Raw genomic sequence first — 24,768 nt, forward strand, 5'->3', positions numbered from 1 at the left:
CCACTGCCCTAGTTCGCGCCTCTGAAAGCTTGGGCGCAAGATTTCTCTCCAAGCAACGGGATAGATTGAAAACTACTATCAGAATTAACCCATTTTTGTGGAACTGAAAGTTGGCTGGGAATGTCAACGTTTTGGCAAGAACGGCCAATAGCTGCACTCGTAACAAAACCCAACTTGAGTTGGTTCGCCTTGTGAAAGGATTGTATTTTTGCCGGTAGTAAGACTTCGGTAACCTTCAAAAAGCGCACCTTGCGTCGGGGTGCCAACGCTTAACAATTCAATTGCAACATAAGTCAGCTCTTGAGGTGACCGGAATGGCGCGTGAGCGAGAAGACAGTTTCATATCTAGATTTCTGTTTCGTAGTACCAAGGTGCGTGAGCCCGAGAACGCCGACGCTGAGTCGATGCCACCGACCGAAAGCTTCAAAGGCCATGGCTTGGCCTTTGCGACAAACGGCGAACAATCTGTACAACAACTCGTTGAGGGCGTTCTCGATGGAGCGGACGTTTTGGTCATCACTGGTTACCAAGACTTCCTTTCCGCGATGTCGATCATTCTTCAGGCAAGGCCGAGTATCGTATGTGAGCCGGCCGAAACGATCCGGATCCTTTTTGGTACGAATACTGACAATCAAACCGGGCTGGAAGGTGGCGGGCGCGAACTGTCAGAAGAAGCGCGAGATTATTTTCTCGAAACCCGTGGTCTTTCGCTCAGATCACTCGACGAGCTTCGAGCTGTTCTAGCTCACGATGCAATTGCGTCACGTGCCATATCGCTTCGAGTATTCGATGCGGACCGGGCGCGGGACCGTTTCGGTCGCAGTCATGCAATGCTGCATGCGAAGCTGTTTCTGAGTAGTGACGGTGCTTTAGCAGGGAGCTCGAACTTTTCACTTGGCGGCCTCAGGCGCAATCTCGAATACGTTGATGATCTCCGTGCGTTCCCTGACCTAGCCAAAATGCGTCGTCAGGTTGCTGAAGATTTTTGGTCGCTTGGAGCCGATTGGACCGAACAGGCCCTCGAGATTCTACGTGGGCTTCTGAAGCCAGTGAGTGCGGAAGAAGCGCTCGCGCGAACCGTTTACGAAATGACTTCATATTCACCCTGGCGTGTCGGAGGAGACGGCGCTACTGGGCGTCCCCCCTTAAAGTTCCAGACTGAACTCGTCTACGAGGCCGCAGGAACTGCCTATGAACACGGGTTTGCCTTCATTGAAGCTCCGACGGGTGCCGGCAAGACTGACATCGGCAAGCATTTGGCCACCGTTCTGCCGACGATGCAGTCGAGCGTAGTACTAAGGCAGGGCAACGAACGTCCCGATCAAACGCGCAATGGCGCTCTCGGTATCATACCAGCAAGCGTTCTAAGCAATTGGAGCAAAAACAAGCCTTCGAACCTCGATCTCATCAAACACAGCCAATTATCAAAAAAGCACAATGACCAAGCGGAAGAGTTGGCCGAAATCAATCGAGGCGCTCGCTCGTCGGCTTCGGTGATTGTGGACGAAAGTCATCGTTTGAACTCTCGATATTTGGCACCTTCGCGGCGTTCGCTCGTTTTTGAACAAAGCCCTGCGATATGGACGTCTTGCTTGTCGGCAACGCTTATGGGAAATCAAGGCTTGGATGGATTGCTTGCTTTCCATGAGCGACGGGCATCTATTTATGTACCCCCCGAGATCACTGCCAGGATAAACGAGAACCTTCGGCGCGGGCGCGAAAGAGCGTCCGAACTTAATGAGCTACGGGCGCTTCGGCAAAACTTCGAAGATCGTCGGCGAACTGGCATGGATGACATGTTCTTGTCTGAGGCTGACCTCGCTAAACCGATCGAGCAAGCCGAAAAAAGGCTTGCGGGGAAACGTCTCGACCCACGCGAAATCCAAGCAGATATGGCCTACGCTTTGGCGCCCTACGTTGTCAGGCGCCAGCGCCACTGCGTCGGAGAAAGCAAAGAGCGAGGACCAGATATCTTCGCGTATCCCGAGACCGAAAGCATCAGGATCGATGCTGATTTAACGCCGGAACAATCAAACATTCTGGACGAAATTCGAGAGCTGGCTGAGAGCATTTCGACAGGAACCACCCTTGTGTCAGCCGATCCAAAACGCGCTGGCCACACCGAAGTCCGCTTTCATGATAAGGCTCGAATCCATATTCGGAATTTTCTGGCGATTTTGAGGTCGTCGATCACTTTCGCACGAGAAGATTGGGAACGCCGCCGGCCTGCGGATTCAGATGCCCGCGGCCGAACCTCGATTGGCGAGAGTCTCAGACGCTCAGAGCGAGAAAGCCGTGGCGGTAAAGCTGCGAAGATTACCGTCATACCAAAGAACGGCGAACTCCCCCTCGACAAAAGGACAAGAACGCCGATTTGCGATCGCATAGGAGAATTGCTTCAGAGTTCAGAACTTGATGCGATCGACGAGAAGCGTTCGGAACATATGGGGGAGATGCTTAGTCAGTATCGCCAGGTGATTTTCCTTTCAGAGCGGATCGGCGTTCTGGAGGTATTTGCGCGCTTGCTTTCTAGCCGAAAGGGACCAAAACCCGACGTGATACTCGTGGCTGCCAATCACAAATTGGGCCCTGGCAGTGGTGTTACAGTTGCCCGAAATGGTGCAGAAGCTCAAGAATACCTCGCTCTTGATGGTAAGAAGGCGTCCGACGATCGCCGCCGGGCTATGTTCATGACCTTTCAAATGGCTGAGGGCATCAACCTTCAAAGAGCACGCGCCCTTGGAATTGTCGGTGTAACCTCAGATATCAAAAGCATGCTTCAAGGTCTGGGGCGCATTGACCGCATCGACAGTCCTCATGGAAAAATAACTTACACTACCTTTGACTTACCAGGCCTTGTTCTGTCGTCTGACAAAAAGGGTCGAGATCGCATTGAATCGATTGCTCTGTTATCTGGTGTTGGTGCTGCAGACCTCGAAGACGAGTCTCTCGAGTTCGCGGCCGGTGACCTTACAGACCTAATCCTTGAGCAGCACAAGAAACCACGACCGCTTCGACAGAATAATCTGTATGACCTGTTCGAGGAGATGCGGCGCGAATTGCCAAATGACCTTATTCAGACCATGGCTCGCATCGAGCCGCAAACTCTTTGGGGTGCTGAGCTTTGCCTTCTGGTTGGTAAGTCACCGATGACCGTAATTGCCCTTGGTGGGCGTTCTCCGTCGCTGGTCAGTTCTTCGTATTTGCCACCGCGACTGCTAGCTGTGCGAGAGAGGGAAGATCGCCAGGAAATTATCCGAGATCAGCCGGAAGTTACTAGACTGCTTCACCAAGCCTACGGTGAAACTGTCAAAGCTGGTAGACACATGGAACGACCGACTGGCGCAAGATTGAGCGCGATGATTGAGGAGCTTCAGCCGACCTTGGAAGGCCTAACGCATTGGGATATTCGGCCCGAGCGAACAGTTTCTCTTCTAGAGTCTTTGGATAGTTTTCTATCTTCTCAACCTTCAAAGAACCAAGGTTACAACAGATTCGGACATTTAACGTTGCCGTCCTTAGAGAAACTGGCGGAAAGCTGGGCGAGAGAGCTAGATCCCTACTGGATTGAAGCAAAAAAGGACGTTAGCCTTCGAAGCGCTGAGCGTAGGGAGATCCCTGACTATTTAGGAATTGATGCGATTTACACCTTCTTTGAGCAGCAACCCGCACACACGCTCGCAGGGGTACGCTCCAGAATGGAAGAGTTGTTTCAAGCTGCAGATCAAGCATCGCGTAACGCAAACTCAAAGATATTAGACCGAATAGCAGTTTTGTTTCAGGTGAGTTAACCTTTCTATTGAAGCTGAAGTCAAAATCGAAAGCTTAAAATTTGTTCTGCGCTATGTAAAACAAACTATCGTGGATTGGGTGCGTGCGGCTACTTGAACAATCGTTCGCCCTCTAGTTCGCATTGGATCCAGAAAAAATTTGTGCGGAGTGAATCAGCCGAGAGCGCCATTCAAGCCGATGGGTTTTGTACCTTCCGGATCCCGAGTCGGATTTGGACTCCTTTCCGGTCATTTGTAGCAATCCCCACCAACTACCGAGCGGGGCCACTTCAAGACCATGCTAAACGCTTTCCACAATTTCCTAACGACACGAAAGTTTGCGGCATATCAGTAACATCGCTCGTGCTAGTCGAGCATTGCCGTTGCAAGCTTGGAGCTGAGAAGCTCGTCTTCAACCAAAATGTAGATTTCTTCGGGAGGCGTTTTGAGCGAGTAAACCATCAAGCCGGGATCGATCCCCATCTCAATCAGATACTCCATTGTTTCACCCTGACCATACTGTATTCCTTCCACGGCTAAGAGAACGGGCATGTACCCCGGAGCCCTGTAGTAATGCTGATGCATCCCTATGGCTGAGCTTTTCGACGCTGACCGCTCGACACCTGCAGCAAAAATGTATGGGCATGAAGAAAGGCAAACCATGCCTGGCAACATAGTGGTGTTGACTTCAGTAGCACGTAGGCTACGTCCAATGGTCAGTGCCTCTTGGACATCCCCGCCAGGACTGTGGAGGGTTATCAACCCCGGTGGCTCCGGAGTGCTAGCAAGGAAATTCGCAAGGCGCTCGGCATCACCGGTCTCAATGCGACCATGCATAAAGAGTGCTTCTCCCAAATCGCCAGCATCTATCAGTTTGAATTGAAGCCTTGGAGGCAGCTCACTTGGAACGTCGATATTTAACGGCATCAGCGTTTTGGTAAGGTCAGGGAGCGTTCGGGTTGGTTCGTAACGCCTTACTTGATCACCGGGCGTCGCTGGCCCGGTAGGCAGTGCATTGTTCCCGCTGAAGCTAGGGAACCATTGCCTTTGTAAGTGCGAAAGGACCAGTACGGTTGCCAATATTGCCTGTGCGATCAGTATCCACTTCAAACTGCGTTGGACAGTGATCCGCGATGTATCAAAGCGTTCAGAAAACACGACGCGCTACTCCGCAGCATTTAAGTTCGCAGGTTCTGAAGCTTCCGCATTCGCGACACGGCGTAAGACTTCTTTGTCCGCGGCGCCCATCGCAGCCTCGACATCTTTCATCGCATTGATAGCTGCCTTCAGGTCGGCCAAGGTGAGGGTCTCTTCGATGCTAAGTCCGTCTCGACCACTGCGGATCGATGCCTGTGTGATTGCGAGGACGAAGACTAGCACGGCGGGCAAAAGATCGATTGCAATCGCGCCAGCCCAAGAGGGGACGAAGTTCCCAGCATATTTGATCACTGCGTCAGCGCTCGAGATCGGATTGTAGGCAGTCTCTTGCGGCGGCTCCAAAGCCAGCACTTCATCAGCCGCACGTTTAAGGGTCTGGCTGCGTTGGTCGAGCGCATTCAGAACCGAGGCAATGGTGCTTGATTGGGCTTCTCGCACGCTGCTGTTTCGACCGTCGAGTTCGGGCAGAACAACAGATGCAGGCAGGTCCTCAGCAGCTCGTGTGACAAGCGGGGCAACTGAATATTGATTCAGGTTGGTAATCACCCCAGCTAGGCGAACGCTTTCTTCAGAGAACGCCACTGATCTTTGTTCAACCGGACCAGGCGCAACAGTCAGGGCTCTCATTCGTCCAAGAATCTCGTTGCCCTCGTCAAAGGCAGAATCAATCAGCGGCTGCTGTTCCCTTATCTGCTCCTCGAGATTTTGTAGTTCTTCTGTTTTTTGTGTGAGAACGCTAAAGACTGCTCCCTCCCCAGCTGTGCCTGAAAGCTCGCCAGAACGTTCTTGCTGGGCGAGCGCTTCGAACGCCTCTTTCGCCCGCTGAACTTCACGTCCGAGAGCTTGCCCGGAAAGGGCAATCTCGTGTGCCTGCTCCAGAGCTGCTTGGTAGTCACGGACTGTAGTGTCGAGATGCTGTTCAACGGCCGCTGATCCCGCGAGCGCAGCCGCGTTCAGCCAGCTTGACATGGCAATTATTGCAGCTGATCCAGCTAGCATCGAGACTGAAAGCCCAATGAACCCAGCTGCGCTTCGCATCGCAGGCATTAAACGAAGCATGTAACTCCAAAAAACAAAGATCCCGACCGAAACGGCGATCGAATACGCAACTGCAGCGAAGAAACTCATTGCACCAGTATCCTCCAGCAAAGAGGAGACGCCCAGGTAAGTGTAGATACCCGAGGCGATTGCCAGGACGCCCAAAGCTGCCGGAGTAAACGTTTCAAGCCAAGAAAGATGGCCTTCAAGCTCTTTGGCGGTGCGAAGGCCCTTAGCCTCTGCAGCGGTCAGTTTCGTTTGACTTTCTTCCATAACATTTCCTCACGAGCTTGCAGGCAGCTCAGCTTAGCCAACCGGCATGGTTCGAGTTCGCAAGAGAACTTTGAACGACAAGGCGCATTTTGAGTGTATATTGCGCTCATCAATAATTAAAAGTTGTGCCTGAGTTGTTTTTGTTGCCGCATCTTTTTGTTAGCAGTAGGGCCTGCGACCAATCTTGTTGGCCACTCCCGGCTGTTCAAACTTGGCGTAGCGCCCACCGGAATAACGTCGACAATCTAGCGCGACACCGGCGGCGACAGCTTGGGCGGCGATATCCTTGCCGTCTCTGTAACAGATCGCGACAACCCTGCCATATCGGTCTTGGTCAACTGCCTTACAACGCAATTGCTGCCCACTTACCAAGTCCCGCATGAATCTCGTCGCGTCATTACCACCTGTGCGTCCGGTTTCCGGGGCGTCCAGTCCGTTAAGCCGGATAGTAAGTGCGCCGTACTCGGTAGATTGAATTCGCAGTGTGTCACCGTCTGTAACGCGGACAACTTTACCGGTGAATTCTGTTGCGCCTGCTTGTGCGGCGATACCAAAAAACGATAGCGCTGTGGCGATCACTAGGATTGATCGTCTCATTTGGCTTATTCCTTATTTTTCTTTTTTCTGCGCTGCACGTATGTGCATGTTCACACTGTGTCAATAAGTAATAAACCTAAAACTAGAGTGATTCCGAAAATCCCTTTTAACATGTCCAAATGTTCTGACGATTTTTGTTTTGCGATTGAGCTTGAAAACTAATGAGTTAGTTTTTTTTATTCCGAGATGCTTGAATATTTTCGGCGCTGATGAGTGGCGGAGTAGTCGAAGATGCCGATGTTTCCATCTCAAATCCGCCAATGACTGTACCGTCGGAACGATCCTGGAACCATGGTTAAAATGTTTGTCATAAGCGACAACTAAAGGTTTTCCGTTTTTCACTCGATTACTTCTTCCAGTCGCTCCAGCGTGCCCAAAAGTAGTTTTCTGAAACGAGAAACCTCCAGGCCGATCACGGCTCGTTCTCTTGCAGACATGATCAAAAACGCCTCAAGAACCGCGTCAGAATGACGGGAGAGCATGGCTAGGTGAGGCCCGCTTGGCCCGTGCTCGGCAGCAAGCCAGTTTGTCACTGTACGTTCGCCCGCGCCGGTCCATCGACGCACCGTTTTTACAGCTCTGTGTGTACCTCCAAGTTCTCTACGCAGCGCGGTCGCAATGATCGCCGCATAAGCCTCTGAGCTCAGTTGTTCGATTGAACCAGCATGCAAGTTGTTGCGCATTTTCGGCGACATGTTGCATCCCCTCTCCAGATACAATTTTCACGGGGTTTTCGCTGTTGCGGATTGAGCAGCAAAAACTCGTCTTTGGTACCTGCGCTTAACGGCTGGAAGATGGGTTCGAGAGAGGAGATCGATAAGAGCGAAGATGGTGAGCGTGTCGAAGTGAACACGTACGCCGCCGAGTATGTTCGCATGTCTACCGAACATCAGAGGTATTCGACAGAAAACCAAGCAGAAGCAATCCGTCGTTATGCAAACAAGCGTGGTCTCAAGATCGTTCGCACGTACGTCGACTCCGGACGAAGTGGCTTAAACATCGAAGGTCGCGACGGACTCAGCCAGTTGATCTTAGATATCGAAAGCGGCAAGGCAAATTTCTCGGTGATCCTAGTCTACGACATCAGCCGTTGGGGGCGGTTTCAAGATGCAGACGAGAGTGCGTTCTACGAATATCGGTGTCGTCGCGCGGGTGTGCAGGTGGAGTACTGCGCAGAACAGTTCGAAAATGACGGCAGTATTGGATCCGACGTGCAAAAGGTCGTCAAACGACGAATGGCGGCGGAGTACAGCCGAGAGCTCTCTGTCAAGGTTTTTGCTGGGCAGTGTCGCCTCATTGAAATGGGCTACCGACAAGGTGGAATGGCTGGATTTGGGCTACGCCGTGAACTTAGAGATGAGCATGGCCGACCAAAAGGTCTTCTGACGCGCGGTGAAAGAAAGAGCATTCAAACTGATAGGGTTGTGCTCGTTCCAGGGCCGTCAGAGGAGGTTGCAATTGTCAGGTGGATCTATCAACGGTTCGTGGAAGACGGTTTGGATGAAACAGCGATCGCCCAGCAGCTAAACCAACGCGGGGTTACCACAGACCTTGACCGTCCCTGGACAAGGGGCACCGTGCATCAAATTCTCATCAACGAAAAATACATCGGCAACAATGTTTGGAACCACGTTTCTTTCAAACTCAAGCAGTATCGACTGAAAAACGATGCGTCGATGCTCGTTCGCGCTGACAATGTTTTTGAGGCAATCGTTGACCCGCGCGCTTTCGATGCTGCTCGGGCAATAATTGAAGCCCGCTCACATCATCTAACCAATGAAGAGATGCTTGATCAGTTGAGATCGGTTTATGAACGGACAGGCGTACTTTCTGGATTGATAATCGATGAAACGCAAGATTGTCCTTCGAGCAAAGCCTTTAGCCATCGCTTTGGCGGGCTGCTGAAAGCGTACAAGCTGATTGGATACACTCCGGAAAGAGACTATCGCTATATCGAAGTAAACAGGGCTCTACGGCGGCGCTACCCTGATACGGTCGATGAGACGATCTCAGGGATCGAGAAGGCCGGAGGGGCTGTCTCCAGAGACGAGATTACTGACCTTCTGACGATAAATCAGGAATTTACAGCTTCGCTTACAATAAGTCGTTGTTTTCAAACGAACGCAGGTTCTTTACGTTGGAAAGTGCGGCTCGATCGGGGCCTGCATCCGGACATTACAATCGCGGTGCGGATGAATGCGGAGAACACCAGCGCGAAGGATTATCTGATCCTCCCAACGTTCGATGTTGAAGCCGAAACTCTGAGGCTCTCTGAAGACAATGGGATTTGGATCGACGCCTATCGATTTGAAACGCTGAGGCCACTATTTGCTTTGGCGGAGCGCATCTCAATTCACGAGGTGGCCGCATGATACCAGATGCCGAAACACTGCAAATCGAGCTGGTTCCCGTTCACAAGATTTCGGTCTTGAATCCTCGGGCACGTAACAAGAAAGTTTTTAGAGAAATCGTCTCGAGCATTCGCGATGTGGGTTTAAAGCGGCCCATCACCGTTTCAAAGACGGAAGAGGAAACAGAAGCGCGTTACCAACTGGTCTGCGGGCAGGGCAGGCTAGAGGCCTTCAAACAGTTGGGGCAAACGGAAATACCCGCGATTGTCATTCGGGCAGATACTCAAACAAGCTTGGTGAAGAGCTTGGTTGAAAACTGCGCACGTCGGCAGCATCAAGCTATCGATTTGGTTCGTGACATAGAAGGCATGAAAAAGCGCGGCTACAACGAACCAGAAATCGCACGAAAAACAGGGCTTTCAACCGAGTATGTAAAGGGTATCGGCAAACTCATACGTCAGGGTGAGCAGCGTTTGCTTCGTTCTGTTGAAGCTGGGCACATTCCGATCAGCGTTGCTGTTGAGATTGTTGATGCGGATGACGACGGAGTTCAGGACGCGCTTCAAAATGCTTATGAAAACAACATCCTTAGAGGACGAAAGCTTCTAATTGCTAAGAAAGTTGTTGAGAGCCGAAACCGTCGAGGCAAGGCTCTTCTAAGCAGCGTGAGGCGAAAGCGAAAGATTTCGTCTGAGGCGTTGGTCCGTGCATATCGGGAAGATACTGATCGCAAAAAGCTCCTCATTCGAAAAGCGGATGCAACGCGCAATCGGCTGATTTTCATCGCACACGCGCTGAAGGAACTTCTCACGAACGATGGTTTCCTTGACCTGCTCAAATCCGAGCAATTAGACACAATACCTAAGAAGCTTGCGGATCGGATGGAGCGTCAGGAGCTGACGCGATGATCCAAAAACAAGCTCCATTGATTAAACTGGCATTTCATCGTGAGCCGATCAGGTTACCCATCTCTAGCATAATGCCTCTTCGAATTGTGTCGGACAGGATAAAGAAGTCCAAGAAATACGGTCAAATACGGTCCTCGATCTTCTATTCCGGTTTAGCGGAGCCTCCAGTTGTTGTCCCGGACCGCGACGAAAAGGGGCAATACCTTCTGTTGGACGGACACATGAGAGTATCGGTCTTAACGGAACTTGGACATGAAGAAGTCGACTGTTTGATCGCAACGGATGATGAAGCTTACACGTACAACAAGCGTGTCAATCGGCTTGCGACCATTCAGGAACATCAAATGATCCTGAAAGCGATTGAAAAGGGAGTTTCAGAAGAGGTTCTGGCGCGTGTGTTGAATGTCAACATCAAGAACATCAAACGGAAACGCCGACTACTTGAAGGAATCTGTGCCGAAGTGGCCGAACTTCTCAAGGACAAGCATGTCCCAATTAACACCTTCAAAGAGTTGCGGAAAATGAAGCCCCTGAGGCAGATCGAAGCTGCCCAGCTTATGATCGCGATGAACAAATACTCTTGTCCATACGCGCAATCACTCGTTGGAGCGACACCTGCCTCGCAGTTAGTTGAGACTGCAAAACCGAAGAAAATAAAAGGGCTTACCGAAGAACAGATTTCGCGTATGGAGCAAGAGTCAGCTCAACTAGACCGTGAGTTTCATTTGCTTGAACAAACCTATGGCCAGGATCATCTCGATTTGGTGATTGCAACTGGATACGTGAAACGTTTGATCGAGAATGCGCGCGTGGTTCGCTATCTCGCCCAGAGTTTCCCCGAGTTGTTGACCGAGTTTCAAAAAATCTCTGAAATTGACGAAACTTCAAAATTGAATGCTCCAAACTGAGCAACGGCACACTCAAAAGAACGGTATAAGCCGCTCCAATTCGAAGTCGATGTATCAACGCTTGTTGCCGACGCGACGCGTAACTAACATCATGGCAAACGTCAGTTGGAGACATCAATGATCGATACAGCTACGCTGATTGCTTATGTCACTATCGTCCTGGGGTTCGTGTTCATACCGGGACCGGCAACACTACTGACCGTGGCGCGGGCGACGAGTTCGGGAACAAAGGCGGGAATCGCAACAGGAGCAGGTATTGCTGCCGGGGACGTTGTGCACACCTTCATGGCGATCATCGGTGTATCGGCGATAATTGCGACGTCAGCGCTTCTTTTCAGCATCATCAAATACGCAGGAGCCGCCTATCTTGTTTATCTCGGCATTGTCGCAATCTTTGACAAGGCACCTCTGGATCTCGCTCGGGGGAGCAAGCCGATCACGGCAAAAAAGGCGTTCAACCAGGCTATCATCGCAGAACTCCTAAATCCGAAAACAGCGTTGTTCTTTCTTGCCTTCCTGCCGCAGTTTGTGAAACCGGAAAACGGTTCGGTCATGCTTCAGTTGACTGTGCTCGGTGCAATCTTCGTGCTGCTAGGCTTATTCAGTACCGTGATCTTCGCTGTTGGGGCCGGCAAGCTCGGTAGTTTCCTTAAGAAGCACCCGGCCGTCGTGAAATGGCAAAGTAAAGTCGTTGGTGGTATTTATTGCGCGCTCGGTGCCCGTTTGGCATTGCAGGAGCGGTGACGGGTCAAATGCGTTAAGTGAAACCCAGTCGTATGGAAATTCAACTGACCAGTGATCCTCAGAGGGTATCCGTTGCTGTGTCGAGTAGGATGTAGATCCCGGCGGCGATCATAACGAAAGGTGAGAGGTTCTCGAAAAATAGCTGAACTTTTCGGTTGTTCCCAAGGCTTTTGGTAAGCAGGGTGCCAGCGGCCACAAGCCCCGTTACCGCGATAAGAGCGCCTAGAAGGACGTGTCGGTCGAGCACTGCGGCTGTATCGGCGAAAAAAGCAGCGATTAGGATGAACGTATCTGCACTTAAAGCAAGGAAGATCACTGCGGCGCTGAAGATAGAGTGTGCAGGTTTTAAGGTGTCCGTCTCGTCTCCGGAGCGAGACATGTTTCTCCAAACTTCCCAAACACCGAGAGATAACGGCACAATACCGAGATAGCCGAGAGCGTGCGGTGTCAAAAACGTCACGCCTGCGCCGGCAACATATGCTCCGGTAACGACCAGCATCTGCGCAAACAGGAAACCGATCAGCGCCTGCCTGTACCTTCCTGACGTCGCGATTGCGAAGAAAGCAAAGAGGCCGTCGATATTGGTTAACGCGTAGGCGAGTGCGATCGAAAGAGTGAACAACATTGATGTCTGCTTTAAGACGAGACAATCACAAAGACAATCTGAAACCCACAGGTTAATTAGCAGAACGAACACTTCCCGCATCATTTAACAAAAGTGTAGCTACCTCTGGCTAACGCCGAGTTTTGGGTTAGTGGCTTCCCGTCTGTATATTCCTTCGCACTTTTGTGAATGCCCGCAACCTGCTCGAGCAAGACATATCTGTTTTTAGTTCATTCCAGCTATTGTTGCGGATTGCGGCAAAGACCCGACCGGCCCACTTACGTAAGACGGCGGCATGATCCTGACGTCATGGCCCATGGTAATCAGCATACGCGCCCAGCAATGGGCCGTCGCGAAGGCCTTGACCCCGATCAGACAGGGTGCCAGCTTCGAGAAGACTGGCAGCATCTTTTTGCGATGTAGCTTTTCACCAGAACTATCTTACCGGATGCATCTATCCCATGCGCCTGGAAAAAACTCTTCGCCAGACCCGGCCCGAGTATTGTGATGTTCATACTTACATTCCTTCCTACCTACACTTCTTTCTCAACACCGTAATTGGCGCTGCGCTGGCAGGCGCGTCTACATCATCAATGTATTGGCTTGCGAAGGAGATTAAGTGTTTTTGAAATATTACTTTTTTGTTGTCCGTGGCACTTCTGGAAATGATGAGCAAGCAGCAAAAGGGCCAAGCCCGACTTTTGATGATCAACACTGGACACGTCAGGGCCCTGACAAAATCTCGAGAAGTTCACGTGCGATGCCTTGTAGCGTTTGGTCGCGGACAACGTGCTGCGCTTGTTCAAAGGTTGGAAACTCCCTTTTGATCGCATCTCTCGATTTCTTCGAGAGTCGTTTTCCCTCCGGCAGGATTCCCATGAAAACAGTGTTCTTTTTGCTGATCGCAAGGGTGCCTCCTGGCAATTGTTGACCATTGAACTCAACCGTTGCCTCGGAAAGTCGCTCAAAGTCGCGTGACAGCTGGCCTTCGCGCCGGAACAAGCGCCAGGCATCGATCTCTTCGTCCAACAGACCTTCGGTCTCTGCGTCAGGCTTCAGCTTCTTTCCGCGCCCGCGGGCAAGGTCGCGGAAATTAGACCGCGACTTGAGCTCAAAAACAGTCAGCACCTGCCAGATGCCGTCCGGTCGTTTGATCGCCAACATGCCATCGGTCAGTGCCTCGTGACTGACTTTTCCTGCAGCATCCACCGTTCGTGCAAAAACATCTCGGATAGGAACTACGTGACCCTCTATTTTGAGAGCTTTGGCGCGGTCCCTGGCCTCCTTTAAGGCCTTGCGGTAAACATCGCTGCGAAAAAACAGGACCTCGGCGATGAATCCCTTGAGTGTACGGACCGCTGCCTCTTTGGAGTCTGGAGTGCGCGGGGACTTGTAGCTGCCCAAATATTTTTTAGCCAGTTGCAGCATCTCCGCCCAGTCACCGTTTGTGATCCGCTTAAAGAACGCACGTTCGACGTCATTGAGACTGGCCGCAAGCTTGCGAAAGACCCTGTTTGAATGCTGGACAACCGCGCTCGTTGCCTCAAGCACTTCGATCAGTGCTTGGTCCAGTTGCCGTACAAGGCCGGACGTACCGCCCCGGGTCCGCCGCACAACCAAGCTGGAGATCTCCCCTAACATTTCTTCCAATAAGCTGGGTTTCGTCAGCGGGCTGGGAACCTTCTTGGCGCTTTTAACGATCTTGCCAACCATCAGGCGAAAACCTTTCGGAAAAAGGCTGCGCTTTGCAAACGACGGGTGTTCTGGATGATCGTCGAGAATTTCAACGGTGGTAACATGAACTCGATGATGATGTAGACCAGATAGCCGAAATAGTAGCCTGCTAGGGCGGTGTTTGTGACAACCCTGTCAAAAAACTGCGTCGCACGTTCAGTTGCTGCATCCCACAGTGTTTCGGCGTTTCGTTCCAGCCAATCCCAGAGCTTCAACCATTCGATGCGGGTCAACGCCCCGACTATCTCATCAACGGTTTCGAGAACAACCTGAGTTGCAGCGCTCAAGTTCTTGTTCGCGCGCAGCCAGGCGGCCATGAGGGACGCAACCAAGGCAACCATATCGAATATTCCTGCAAGCGCGTCGGCGATTCCATCCCAGAGCCCCGACAGGAAACCAAGGACCGCGTCCGTGGTCTCTTTCACAGTGGGCTTGAGGCTTCCAATCGCGTTGACCCTGCCGATTAGGAAGTCTATTCCGGCATTCCATTTGTTCTGGACCTTCTTAATCGGCTCGGTAAAGAACTCCGGCAGGCTGAAGCCCAGGAACTTCTCGATCTTGGCAATCAAGTCAATGCGGAACCCTGAGAGCTTTGCCTTGATTGTGGCCAGAGAGCTGTCGATCAGCCCGGCGAAGTCGTCCAAAAACTCACGCCAGTTGTCAGGTCGGTCAGGGGGGCTCCAGAACGCCTTCGTCATGTGCGATTCGTTCTCAAGATAGTGGGATAGCGATCTGGATGTGCTGCCGAGGAAGTCTGCGGCAAAGGCCAGCCCACCGAGGATGTTGTCCGCCGCAATGTCGAGCAGGTTCCAGGGCGGGTCTTCAAGCGCCGCCATTATCCTTCGGCGAAACGCGTCCTCGGAATACCCGAGCCGTACTGTCATATCGCCGGACATTCTTATCGATCCTTCAAACGCCCGCCGAATTTCGTCCTCGGTGAATGCGGGATTGAGCACCGCTGAAAATGCCAGTTCTGAGAAAACGTCCTTTTGGGAATTGCGGCTGGCTTCCAATTCCACATAGAGAAATATCTTGGCCTGCGAACTCGAACCGGAGGACCCGAAGTCGCGCCGTTTTTCGGCAGCCAGCTTCAAAAGGGCCGTGGCCTGTCGGCTCGCAAAAACTTCGATTTCCGCCACAGGATCATCGTCAAGTGGGTCGCGTAAGAAAACCAGATGCCCGACCATGTCGGTGCTTTCGGCCCCGAGGCGCAGGCCGGGAACCGAAGAGGGCGGTGCAGCTTCGGAGGGCAGAAGCGGCTCAATTGCGCCAACAACGGTTGGGTCGAGGGGGCGTCCCATAGGTCAACCCGATGGCGATTGGTTATCGTCCAGGAGTGGCGCCAAAGTGCTGTTGCCGCGACCGATACGCATTTCTTCGTCGCGACACGGAAGACCGTCTTCGATCAGTGCAGATGCCGCGGATTGAACGATCGTGTGATGCGTTGGCAGCTTGACCTCCCACTCGGCCTCTATCTCCTGTTCGCGGCCTATTCCCGTTGAGAGCTCGTCTGCGATGGACAAGTAGAGGTCGTTGTGAGAATCGAGCACAAGTCCACCACCGAACCAGATCTCCCCCGTGTCCATGAATAGATTCACGGCTTCCTCCATCCCAATCCGTACAGGCAGCATCACTCTTGCCATGCCGCTGGTGAGGAAAGACGAGAACAAGCGATTGCGCGTGGCCTCAAGCGACAGTTTAACTGACCAGCTCCGCTTCGGTCCGTAGAAGTAGGGATAGAAAATGTATGACATAATTGCCCAGTCAAAGGCTTGCTCGAAGAACTTGACGATCTCGGCATGACGATCCAGCGCTGGGTGTTGACGGACCTTGGGAAAGCAATCTTCATCGTCCTGTTCGTAATGATTTGCGCTGACATTGATATCGAAGCGATTGGTTAACATCTCTATGCACAGCCTTTTGATCTCGCGCTCCATATGCTGGCGCTTGAAGCGCGGATTCAGGTCGAGCTCCGCTTGAGCCTCTTCATGGTCTTCACGCGCATCGTCATAGGCGTCTTTTTTCGCTCGATAGGCCTCAATCAGCGCTGTGTAGGATGACATCTGCCATTGCCGATAGATTTGGGCGCTGCGGCGGCAGCGCACTGTAACGGCAGTGGAATAGGCTCCCTCAAGTTGCGAAGTGATGAGAACCGGAACGATGTTGGCGATGTCCGGTAGATCTATGGGTTCGTCGTCATGTTCAAAACGGATGTGGCCGACCGTGATCCCAGCCCGGGCAAGCCCGCCATCTGGTGTGCTGCCCAAGCCCCCGCCATGCACCCAGGCGCGATCTGCCAGATAACCTGCCGGAACGTCGATCTCGTTGTAGGCCGCCGCGCGCACCGGCGGAAAAGCAGGCAGATCCTCCACCTCTTCATCCGATGCGAGCGCTCCTGTGTTCGCGGTTTCCGCGAAGGCGCGCGAGACCCGAATAAAGCGCGCAGGAGGAGGTGAAAGATCGACACCATATATGCGTCCAAACTTGCGCCACGTGTCCTCGTTCAGGCTCTGCGGTCCACGTAGGCCGACCCGTCTTGGGCGGCGTGGACGTCGAACTTTAAGGTCCTCTTCTTCTTCCTGCTGCTTCTGCGACTGTGCAAAGATGAAAGCATTCGCTGGTTCCGGTATCGTAATCTCGATTACCTCCCGCTCACCCAGATTGACCAGTCGATGAGTGTGAACTTCGTCCACATGGCGGTGCACGGCGACAACATGATCCGGGTTCTGCCGATTGTCGAAACCGTGCTTGTTGATGTCTTCAAATTCTTTGCGCGACAAGGATCGACGGCGGCTTGTAGCCTTTTGCATAATCCGTTGTTGCACTTTCTGCGTCACGGATTTTGCCAGTTCGATTGCTTCTGTGGTGCTGTGTTCTTTCGAGCTGATAGTATTGTAGTGAAAGCCGGTATCGGCGGTCATCTCGAAAGAATTTCCGAAGCCAGCGCTTACCGACACGCCAGCCTCGAAGCTCTTTTCGGTCTCTTCGCGAAGCACGTTGGCTGTCTCTGCCTGCATTGCGAAGGATTCGCTCGTTTCGGTGTCTGTTTGAAACTCGGAAGCCGTTTCCTGAGTGATCTCCTGCTCGCTTTCTACCAAACTGAGACTGCGAGAAACCCGCTCTTTGAACTCGGATGCCAGAATGTTCTCGATCCGCGAAATGGCGCCGGTAACATAGCAGGTCAGCTCTTGCTCAACTCGGCGGTATTCAATGAGCCCAAGACGGGCAACCCCGTGAATTATCGGTGGGGGGTCGACGTCCTCGCCCAGATCCAGGGTCAGATCCGGAATGCTGACATGTGGTATTGAAGTAAACAACCGGATCGGATCAAGAGAAGCGGGCTCTGCGCCTACCGCCAGCGTCATCAAAGTCAGGCTGATATCGAAGAAGCTAGTCTCCACAGGTTCGCGAGTTAGCCGAAATGTTTGGAAGGCGTCTTCTTCTTCGTGTTGCGGTTCCCCCACAATCTGTTGAGGCGCGCTTCCGATCGAAAGCGTGCCCCCGACGTGGCCAAGCGGTGGACGCTCCGCTCCATGGTGATACGTCAAGAATACGTCCATCCCCCCTTCAGGGGCTCGATGCATCTTGAGTGCTATCGCACCTGGCGGGATTCTTTCCTCTATCGTAAATTCTGCGCCATAGGCCAGGAGGGTTGAGGTATGGACGGTTGCGATTATTGGCTCAACCGTGTCGGCCAGCAAATAGATATTGGAATCGATCCTGGCAAGCATGGCCTCGGGGCCGTCTGTCGGCCGGTGTGCCTGGGTTAGAAGGCGCGTCGCGATCGGGTTAGCGAGGCGTGTGGTGGCCATAGACAGCAGTGAAGGCTGAGCAGTCCGGTCAGTTGCGGCCGATACGTCCGCCAACACGCTTTCCAAAACGTCTGGTGCAACCCGCGAGGCAAGTGTCGCACGCAAGCGACCGGTACGCGCTTCGTCTTCACGACGCTCGGTGCTTGCGCGCTCAGCACTTATCAGAACCAGTGTCTCCTCGATATCGTCGCGCGCTCGTTCCATTTCACGCAAGCGTCCCCGCGCGACGAGTTGATCGTGAGCGTCCAGCATCATGCGAACTTGGCTTGCATTGAGCCGAATGCTCTGCGCTTCAGTTTCCGGGCGATCAAGACGCAGCGGCAGCACCACGCGCGCCTTTGTCACACGGCGCAATGTTGCTTCTTCGTCTTCGCTGATCTCACCGTCGTCTGCAAGGACGATACGCACGTGTTCGAGGACTTTGTTTGCAACGAAGATCGCTATAATGGTGTCGACGACATCTTGTTGTCCGCTACCCCACAGGTAGAAAGCGAGACTGTCCCAGAGCAGTACCGTTTGTGCCCGCGTCAAAGGCTGAACGTCCTGTGCAAGAATGAAACCCGGCAAACCGGACAGCGATCCGCGGTTTCTCTCTGCGTTAGATTCGCGGTAAAGCGCCAACAGGCCGGAAAATTGCAGGCGCAAACTGGCCAGACTCGGCGCGTCAAAGACACCTGATCTAATTCTCGATACAATGACCGGTTTGACGGAACGGAAGTGACCGACTTGCAAGTTCGACCAGAACTGAGTGTTCTGGCGGTCCTGTTCGTCCATCTGGACGTGATATCTTGACCGTTCGTCCTCTGGCAACACGGATGGGTTCCGGGTCGTGGAAAATCCGAAAAGAAAATGCCGCATGATGGGCCTCAAAATCTGAATTGAGATACAACTTTAACGATAGTTAAAGGTTTTTGTTAATCTTAGTATATACCAAATTTACGCTACGGCAACTCTGAAAAAGGCGAGGATTATTTCATTTTTTTCGCCAAATCAACGAGCGTTCGCCATTAAAAAATATCTAACTATCTAAATTTTAGAGATTTTTTAGCATACTCGAAAATATCCGCCCTCCACCAAAGAAAGTAAGGTCAAGAAAAAGGTTTTCGATATAGATTCAATTAAAGGTTGAAATTTAGGTTGTTTTTGTTCGTGCTTTTTGAAACTGCGTATGCGTGGAAAGCCGAGCAACTCAGGTGCGGACGCCGTTGACGGTTAGCCGTTGCACTGGAGAAATTCCTGAAGCACCGCGCTGACCCTTGCCCATCCCAAAAATCAGGTCGTTCGCTACAAACACGCAGAAGGTTCGACTACAATCTAAACCGACCCCATACGAGCCTCGATGGGCTCACCCCATTCGAATTTGCAACCCAGTCGATGACCGATCACACCGTGAACAGAGCTAACTTATGAATGCGGACAATCAGGGGAGCAGGTCAGGTGCAATAAGAGTTTAAACAGGTCGAATTTTTAACGTCTTATGATCAGTGAAAAGGCGGGAAGCCTAGTAAACTAAAGCGTATTCGAGAGCGATACTGGCTATTGCTCACACACGATGTTTCTGCCTTGCCAAGGTTGGGGTCGTGGGTTCGAATCCCATCGCCCGCTCCAAAATTCTCACGATACCTCAGTGAGTTGAAAAAGCCGCCTTTCGGGCGGCTTTTTTCGTTTGAGTTTCTGTTTGGGTTTGTGCCTCGGCTGCCAAGGCACCCACGATCACGCGGCCGGCCTGTTTTCGCGGATAATCCGAAATCCGTCGCCTTCGATGTCTTCGTCCAGCTTCGGCATGAACGGGGCCGCGAGGAGGGCGAGGCCGGTTGCTGCGAGGGCGAACATGGCCAGAAGGGCCATGACCACGAGGCCCAGTCCGGCCAGGGCACAGCCGACAAAGAGCGCAACGGCGGCTGCGGCGGCTGACGTGACTTTGGTCATAAAGGTCTTCATAAGTGAGGTCTCCATATTCATGATCTCGTCGATACACCTGATATGGAGTTCCGGGTTTTCTCCCGCCTGACCGCAAGTTTACAATTCTGTAAACTTGAGCGCGACGCGCAGGCCGCTCGGCGCGTTTTCCGTCAGAAGCAGCTTTGCGTCATGCCGGTCCGCAACGGCGCGGACCAGCGCCAGGCCCAGTCCGGTGCCATCGCTTTCGCGGGCCGCGTCCAGGCGCACCATCGGCTTGACGATCTCCTCGAATGCGGCCGGGTCGACGCCGTTGCCGTTGTCGGCCACACCGATCTCATTTCCCTGTGCGAACAAGGTGATCCGGGCTCCGCCGTGGACAAGCGCATTCTGAATGAGGTTCGCCAGGGCTTGGACCAGCATCTGACGGTCGGCGAGGACCGTGTCCGGAGATTCGACGGATATATCGAGATGCTTGCCGCTGTCCTCGATCACGGCCTCATAAATGCCGGCGACCTCTTGCAGGAGATCACCCAGCGCGACTTTATTGAACCCGTCCGTGCCGACGCCGGCTTCGATCCTGGCAATCCGCATGATGGTGTCGAAAATGCCGGAAAGCCGTTCCGCTTCTTCGAGCGCGGCGCCGCGTTCTTCTCCGTCCGGCATCATCTCCAGCCGGGCGCGGAGGCGGGCGAGCGGTGTTCTGAGATCGTGAGCGATACTCGCGCTGAGATAGCGGGTCTGGCTCACCAGCCGCTCCAGTTCGCCCGCCGTCCTGTCGAGGCGGCGCGCAAGGTCATCCAGGTCATCGGAGGAGCGGCGATTGCCCGTGCGCGCTTTCAGATCGCCGTCGGCCAGCCGGCCAAGCGTCTCGTTGATCCGTTTCAGACGCCGCTGCGCCAGGTAGCCCGCAGCAAGGCCAATGGCGAGCGCCACGCCCACGACGATGCCTGCTGTGGTCCACAAGATATTCCCAAGCAATTCAAGTGCATCGAGGCTGTCATCCAGCGGGACGGCGATGAGGACAGGTTTGCCTTCGCTGTCTTCCGTGATCAGAACGCGCCAGGATTCCGACCGCCTGAAATCCTTGTCCAGACTGACGGTACCGCCGCCCCGCTCCGCGACGCGGGCAAAGGCTTTGGGCAGGCCACTGAGCGCGGAGACCGGCCGGATGATCACGGAGAACGTATCGCGCTCCAGATCATCGGCCTCAACGGCGGCGGCAAGGCCGGCAAGCGAGGTATCCACCCGCTGCAGGACGGCATCCCGCCCAAGGGTCAGCGCCACGACGATTGCGACGGCCATGCCGACGGCAAAGAGACCGGAGAGAAGCAGCGTCAGCCGCAGGGCTGAGGACCGCAAGAGCCAGCGGACGGGCGCTGCCAGCTTACCGGCCAAAGACATAGCCTTCGCCCCGTCTGGTCCGGATCAACTCGTCGCCAAAAGGTTTGTCGATCTTGGCGCGCAGGCGGCTGATATGGGTTTCAACCACGCTGGTGGTCGGGTCGAAGCTCATGTCCCAGACCTGTTCCAGCAGCATCGTGCGGGTCACAAGGCGGCCGGGGCGGCGCATGAAATACTCCAGCAACTTGAATTCCTTGGCCATCAGATCGATGGTCTGGCCCTGGCGTTCACAGTGGCGCGCAAGCAGGTCGAGGCTGAGGTCGCCGAACCTGAGTACGGTCGGTTCGCTTGTCTCCGATGCAGCGCCCTCGCGCCTGCGTCCGAGAGCGTTGACGCGTGCCGACAGCTCGACAAATGCAAACGGCTTGGTGAGATAGTCGTCCCCTCCTGCTTCAAACCCTTCAACGCGGGCATCGACTTCGCCAAGGGCAGTCAGGAACAGCGCGGGCGTGGTGTCCTTCGAGGCGCGGAGCGACTTCAGGACTGCAAGACCATCAAGGCCTGGTACCATGCGGTCGAGGATCAGAAGATCGTAGTCCTGGCCCATGGAGGCGAGCAGGGCCTCCTTGCCGTCCGTGAAATGATCGACGACATGGCCTTCCTCGCGCAATCCGCCTGCGACCCATGGACCGAGTTCCCGGTCGTCTTCAAGAAGCAAAATTCTCATGGTGTTCCATAGGCTGTTTCTGTCGGAGGAAAAAGGCCGCCGTTTCCGGCAGCCTCTTCCAAGATACTCGTTTTAGCCTGCAGACTTGTCGTCGTCATCATCGTGATCGTCGCCGTCTGCCTCGATCTCCAGCACAGCGCCGGTCTCAGCGTCGATTTCGACTTCCATCTCCTGTCCGTCGGCGGTCAGGATCTCGATCTCGTAGACCTGCTTGCCGTCTTCCTTGTCCAGCTCGGCTTCCTGGACCGTGCCGGGAACTTCTGCCAGCGCAATTTCAACGGCCTTGGCTTCGTCCAGTGTTGCCGCCGCCGGAGTGGTCTGTGCCGAAACGGCGCCGATCGCACCTGTCACCAGTAGAACGCCTGCTGCAACAGTTCCCAAGATCAGTTTCTTGTCCATTAATCGTCTCCATCTTCTCGTTTCAGAAAGGCACCGCGCCTTTCGATGACCTGAAGATGGCCTGTGCAGTTTACGTTGATCTGCGCCCGGCCTTACAAATGTGTAAGAAACGACGATTGATGGCGCGGCCGGCTCCGAAGACTATCCGGTTTGCCGCTTCAAGAGACGCTCGCGCCACATCATGTAAAGGCCGGAGATCACAATCAGGGCGGTGCCGGCCAGCATCGAGACACCAGGGCGTTCGCCGAACACCACCATGCCGAGGACCACCATGAAGAGGAGCCGCGCATAGCGAAACGGTGCGACGACGGAAAGACTGGTCGAGCGGATGGACGCGGTGAGCAGCAGATATCCCAGCGACCCCAACAAGATGATGGAAATGAGAAACACCCAATCCGCCTCCGGCGGCAGAAACGTGTCTCCGTCCATCACAATCCAGGCCATGGCAAAGGGAAGGGTCGCAATTGCCGAATAGGCAGCCAGGCTGGCGGACGCCATGTCGGGCGGGGTCATGCGGGTCGTCAGATCGCGCACGGACAGCCCGAACATGGACAGCACCGCCCAAAGGGACAGGGCATCAAAACCGTCTGCTCCCGGCTGCACGATAAGAAGAACACCGACAAATCCGAGCACGATCGTGCTCCAGCGCCGCCAGCTTACCTTCTCTCCGAGAAACACAACCGCGCCCAGCGCCACCAGAAGCGGTGTCGCCTGAATGATTGCTCCGACTGTCGAAAGCGGGACGAGGGTCAGAGCCATGACCATGCCGACCATTGCGATGACTTCGGCGAGATATCGGACCAGGAAAACCGGCAAAAACACCCGGCGGTCGATCAGCCGGGCGCCCTGCAGCTTGGCAATCACGCAAAACATGAACGACCCGCCCGCCATCATCAGGAACATGATCTGTGCCGGTGCCACTGACCCCGATACCAGCTTGATCAGGGTATCGGCCATCGCGAACGCGCCCATGGAGAGAACCATCAGAATGATGCCGCGTAAATTCGACTCGATGGTTTGATCCATGATGCCCCGGTTATCGTGATGCGGATTTTTTCCAGGAACGCATATGTGCCTAATTTTCAAAGACCCGCAATGCGCGGCGGGTCAGAAATGCCACTGATGCAGACGGATGCCACCTTCGCACAGGGAGCCGACTGCCAGGAAAACGCAGCGGCAATCCAATTACGCGCTTGTCCTTTGACCATCATTGATGCCAGTTATCTATGAACAGATTCAGGAGGGCATTTTTGGTGTTTCACGGCAAGGTACTGGTCGCCCAGGGTGGCGGACCGACGGCGGTTATCAACCAGTCCATGGTTGGGGCGGTCCTGGAATCCCGAAAGTTCCGCTCTGTTGAGCTGATCTATGGCGCCGTGCACGGTGTGCGCGGGATCCTGGACGAGGATTTTTACGATCTGACCCAGGAGACCACCCACAATCTGGAGATGGTCGCAGATACGCCGTCTTCGGCGCTTGGCTCCACGCGTGACAAACCGGATCTGAAATATTGCCAGGAACTCTTCAAAGTCCTGCGAGCGCATCAGATCGGCTATTTCTTCTATACCGGCGGCAACGATTCGTCCGACACCGTTCGGATCGTGAATGAAGAAGCGCGCAAGGCCGATTACAACATGCGCTGCATCCACATTCCGAAAACCATCGACAATGATCTCGTCGAGAACGACCACACGCCCGGATTTCCCTCGGCCGCACGCTACGTGGCGCAGGCGTTCATGGGCATCAATCTCGACAACGCGGCGCTGCCCGGCATCTATATCGGCGTCGTCATGGGGCGCCATGCAGGTTTTCTCACCGCTGCCTCCGCGCTGGGCAAGAAATTCTCCGATGATGGCCCGCATCTCATCTACATGCCCGAGCGGACTTTCGAGATCGATGCGTTCATCAGGGACGTCAAGGACGTATACGACCGGTACGGACGTTGTGTCGTTGCCGTCAGTGAAGGCATCCATGACGGCTCGGGCACACCGATCATCGCCAAGCTTGCCAGCGAGATCGAACGTGACGCGCATGGCAATGTGCAATTGTCCGGAACCGGTGCTCTGGCCGACCTGTTGACGCAAAAGGTCAAGCAGGAACTGAAGATCACGCGGGTGCGCGGCGACACGCTCGGCTACATCCAGCGCAGTTTTGTCGGATGTGTGTCTGACGTCGACCAGAACGAAGCCCGCGAAGTCGGCGAAAAGGCAGTCCAATACGGCATGTTCGGCGACCGCGACGGATCGGTGACGATCAAGCGCACCGGCCATTACTCCGTTGACTACGAACTTGTGCCGCTGGAACTGGTCGCCGGTAAGACCCGGACGATGCCCGACGAATTCATCACCGCCTCCGGTCATGACGTCACTGACGACTTCCGTCTGTATTTGCGACCGCTGCTTGGCAAGGGCATGCCGGACGCTCATCGTCTGAGGCCGAACAAGGTGCCGAAGATCCTGGCGGAGTCGTCCTAGGCAGGGCTCTTGAGTGACGTCGGGCAGA

General features: G+C 53.9%; 19 protein-coding genes. 6 read left to right on the forward strand and 13 right to left on the reverse strand.

Annotated features, from left to right (window positions below):
• Positions 1-437: 437 nt before the first annotated feature.
• Complete coding sequence (locus RDA78_RS08595; RefSeq protein ID WP_434054907.1) at positions 438-3,791, forward strand: hypothetical protein; 3,354 nt, start codon at positions 438-440, stop codon at positions 3,789-3,791.
• A 345-nt stretch (positions 3,792-4,136) separates the two neighbouring features.
• Here RDA78_RS08595 and RDA78_RS08600 read toward each other — a convergent pair whose 3' ends face one another.
• The 4 genes from RDA78_RS08600 to RDA78_RS08615 all read right to left on the reverse strand — a co-directional run bounded on the left by RDA78_RS08600 (position 4,137) and on the right by RDA78_RS08615 (position 7,531).
• The gene (locus RDA78_RS08600; RefSeq protein WP_434054908.1) at positions 4,137-4,928 is read right to left on the reverse strand and encodes a hypothetical protein; all 792 of its coding nucleotides are present in this window, start codon (positions 4,926-4,928) and stop codon (positions 4,137-4,139) included.
• A 6-nt stretch (positions 4,929-4,934) separates the two neighbouring features.
• The gene (locus tag RDA78_RS08605) at positions 4,935-6,239 is read right to left on the reverse strand and encodes a hypothetical protein (protein ID WP_434054909.1); all 1,305 of its coding nucleotides are present in this window, start codon (positions 6,237-6,239) and stop codon (positions 4,935-4,937) included.
• 159 nt (positions 6,240-6,398) lie between these two features.
• Positions 6,399-6,836: a thermonuclease family protein gene (locus RDA78_RS08610; protein WP_434054910.1), complete on the reverse strand. Its 438-nt coding sequence runs from the start codon at positions 6,834-6,836 to the stop codon at positions 6,399-6,401.
• 338 nt (positions 6,837-7,174) lie between these two features.
• Entirely contained in the window at positions 7,175-7,531 is a 357-nt protein-coding gene (locus RDA78_RS08615) for a hypothetical protein (protein ID WP_434054911.1), read from the reverse strand.
• A 51-nt stretch (positions 7,532-7,582) separates the two neighbouring features.
• On the opposite strand from RDA78_RS08615, the gene RDA78_RS08620 reads away from it, so the two are divergent.
• The 4 genes from RDA78_RS08620 to RDA78_RS08635 all read left to right on the forward strand — a co-directional run bounded on the left by RDA78_RS08620 (position 7,583) and on the right by RDA78_RS08635 (position 11,747).
• The gene (locus RDA78_RS08620; protein WP_434054912.1) at positions 7,583-9,208 is read left to right on the forward strand and encodes a recombinase family protein; all 1,626 of its coding nucleotides are present in this window, start codon (positions 7,583-7,585) and stop codon (positions 9,206-9,208) included.
• Entirely contained in the window at positions 9,205-10,095 is an 891-nt protein-coding gene (locus tag RDA78_RS08625) for a ParB/RepB/Spo0J family partition protein (RefSeq protein WP_434054913.1), read from the forward strand. The genes RDA78_RS08620 and RDA78_RS08625 overlap by 4 nt, the downstream gene beginning before the upstream one ends.
• Entirely contained in the window at positions 10,092-11,003 is a 912-nt protein-coding gene (locus tag RDA78_RS08630) for a plasmid partitioning protein RepB C-terminal domain-containing protein (protein WP_434054914.1), read from the forward strand. The genes RDA78_RS08625 and RDA78_RS08630 overlap by 4 nt, the downstream gene beginning before the upstream one ends.
• A gap of 117 nt (positions 11,004-11,120) precedes the next feature.
• Complete coding sequence (locus tag RDA78_RS08635) at positions 11,121-11,747, forward strand: LysE family translocator (protein ID WP_434054915.1); 627 nt, start codon at positions 11,121-11,123, stop codon at positions 11,745-11,747.
• Positions 11,748-11,805: 58 nt separating this feature from the next.
• Here the strand turns inward: RDA78_RS08635 and RDA78_RS08640 are convergent, their stop codons facing one another.
• From RDA78_RS08640 to RDA78_RS08680, 9 genes are all read right to left on the reverse strand, one after another.
• The gene (locus tag RDA78_RS08640) at positions 11,806-12,372 is read right to left on the reverse strand and encodes a hypothetical protein (protein WP_434054916.1); all 567 of its coding nucleotides are present in this window, start codon (positions 12,370-12,372) and stop codon (positions 11,806-11,808) included.
• A gap of 702 nt (positions 12,373-13,074) precedes the next feature.
• Entirely contained in the window at positions 13,075-14,064 is a 990-nt protein-coding gene (locus tag RDA78_RS08645; protein ID WP_434054917.1) for a hypothetical protein, read from the reverse strand.
• Positions 14,064-14,921 (reverse strand): hypothetical protein, encoded by an 858-nt coding sequence (locus RDA78_RS08650; protein WP_434054918.1) that lies wholly within the window; start codon positions 14,919-14,921, stop codon positions 14,064-14,066. The genes RDA78_RS08645 and RDA78_RS08650 overlap by 1 nt, the downstream gene beginning before the upstream one ends.
• A gap of 468 nt (positions 14,922-15,389) precedes the next feature.
• Positions 15,390-18,671 carry a hypothetical protein gene (locus RDA78_RS08655; RefSeq protein ID WP_434054919.1) on the reverse strand — a complete coding sequence of 1,094 codons (3,282 nt, stop codon included), beginning with the start codon at positions 18,669-18,671 and terminating at the stop codon, positions 15,390-15,392.
• 939 nt (positions 18,672-19,610) lie between these two features.
• Positions 19,611-19,838: a hypothetical protein gene (locus RDA78_RS08660; protein ID WP_434054920.1), complete on the reverse strand. Its 228-nt coding sequence runs from the start codon at positions 19,836-19,838 to the stop codon at positions 19,611-19,613.
• Between the two features lie 78 nt (positions 19,839-19,916).
• The gene (locus RDA78_RS08665; protein ID WP_434054921.1) at positions 19,917-21,200 is read right to left on the reverse strand and encodes an ATP-binding protein; all 1,284 of its coding nucleotides are present in this window, start codon (positions 21,198-21,200) and stop codon (positions 19,917-19,919) included.
• Positions 21,184-21,867, reverse strand: a complete 684-nt coding sequence (locus RDA78_RS08670; RefSeq protein WP_434054922.1) for a winged helix-turn-helix domain-containing protein — start codon at positions 21,865-21,867, stop codon at positions 21,184-21,186. The genes RDA78_RS08665 and RDA78_RS08670 overlap by 17 nt, the downstream gene beginning before the upstream one ends.
• Positions 21,868-21,939: 72 nt before the next feature.
• Positions 21,940-22,266, reverse strand: a complete 327-nt coding sequence (locus tag RDA78_RS08675; protein WP_434054923.1) for a PepSY domain-containing protein — start codon at positions 22,264-22,266, stop codon at positions 21,940-21,942.
• A gap of 141 nt (positions 22,267-22,407) precedes the next feature.
• The gene (locus RDA78_RS08680) at positions 22,408-23,292 is read right to left on the reverse strand and encodes a DMT family transporter (RefSeq protein WP_434054924.1); all 885 of its coding nucleotides are present in this window, start codon (positions 23,290-23,292) and stop codon (positions 22,408-22,410) included.
• A gap of 200 nt (positions 23,293-23,492) precedes the next feature.
• Here RDA78_RS08680 and RDA78_RS08685 point away from each other — a divergent pair, with 200 nt between their 5' ends.
• On the forward strand, positions 23,493-24,740 hold the full coding sequence (locus RDA78_RS08685; protein ID WP_434054925.1) for a 6-phosphofructokinase: 1,248 nt from the start codon (positions 23,493-23,495) through the stop codon (positions 24,738-24,740).
• The last annotated feature ends 28 nt before the right edge of the window (positions 24,741-24,768 follow it).

This window comes from Roseibium sp., assembly GCF_051016195.1.
GTDB lineage: Bacteria > Pseudomonadota > Alphaproteobacteria > Rhizobiales > Stappiaceae > Roseibium.